The sequence below is a fragment of the Streptomyces sp. 8N616 genome (assembly GCF_052246385.1).
In the GTDB taxonomy this organism is placed as follows: Bacteria; Actinomycetota; Actinomycetes; order Streptomycetales; family Streptomycetaceae; genus Streptomyces.
Genome location: NZ_JBQQBY010000099.1, coordinates 1 through 1022, shown reverse-complemented (window position 1 = coordinate 1022; position 1022 = coordinate 1). Strand labels below are relative to the sequence as shown.

At 68.2% G+C, this 1022-nt stretch carries 1 protein-coding gene; it reads left to right on the top strand.

Translation table 11 applies throughout. The annotated features are described in order from the left end of the window. Window positions 1-120 precede the first annotated feature (120 nt). Window positions 121-1022, top strand: a 902-nt coding sequence (locus ACTWQC_RS35780; RefSeq protein WP_443320045.1) for an IS481 family transposase, incomplete at its 3' end; no start/stop codon positions are given.

Below are 1022 nucleotides of genomic sequence, written 5' to 3'. Positions count from 1 at the left end.
TGTGTTGTCCGGGGACGTTGGTGACAGACGACACGCCTTGAGTGGTCCTTGAATGGGGCGAGGGCCTTCTGGTTTCGGTGTGGATTGCGACATCTCTCACCGGTCCACAGGAGGCCCTCGTTGTCCCACCGTAATGCCCCGCTAACTCCGACCGGCAGGCTGCGTCTGGCCCGGTGTGTCATCGACGACGGATGGCCGCTGCGGCGGGCCGCCGAACGTTTCCAGGTCAGCTACACCACCGCTGCACGCTGGGCCAACCGCTACCGGCAGCAGGGGGCGGCGGGTATGCATGACCGCTCCAGCCGCCCGCACCACTCACCCCGCAGGACGTCCGCTGCCACCGAAGAGCAGGTGGTACGGATGCGGCGCGAGCACCGCATCGGCCCGCTCCGGCTGTCCGCCCGAGCCGGTGTGGCCGCCTCTACCGCCCACCGCATCTTGCAACGCCACAGCATGCCCTCGCTGACCGCGCTGGACCGGGCCACAGGTGAACCCGTGCGCCGCTACGAACGCCGACGCCCCGGCGAGCTGGTCCACATCGACGTCAAGAAGCTCGGCCGCATCCCCGACGGCGGCGGCCACAAAGCCCTCGGCCGAGCCGCCGGCCGCAAGAACCGCACCAGCACCGGTTACGCCTACCTGCACACAGCGCTGGATGACCACTCCCGCCTGGCCTACACCGAGAACCTGCCCGACGAGAAAGCAGCCACCTGCGCCGGCTTCCTGACCCGAGCCACCACCTGGTTCGCCAGCCAAGGGATCACCGTCGAACGAGTCCTGACCGACAACGCCTGGGCCTACACCAAGGACACCTGGCGGCGAACCTGCCACGACTTGAGCATCCAGCCCCGCTGGACCCGCCCCTGGCGGCCCCAGACCAACGGCAAGGTCGAACGCTTCCACCGCACCCTGCTCGAGGAATGGGCCTACCAACGCCCCTACCACTCAGAAGCAGAACGACAAGCCGCGTTCCCCGCATGGCTGGACTGGTACAACTACCACCGACCCCACACCGGCATCGC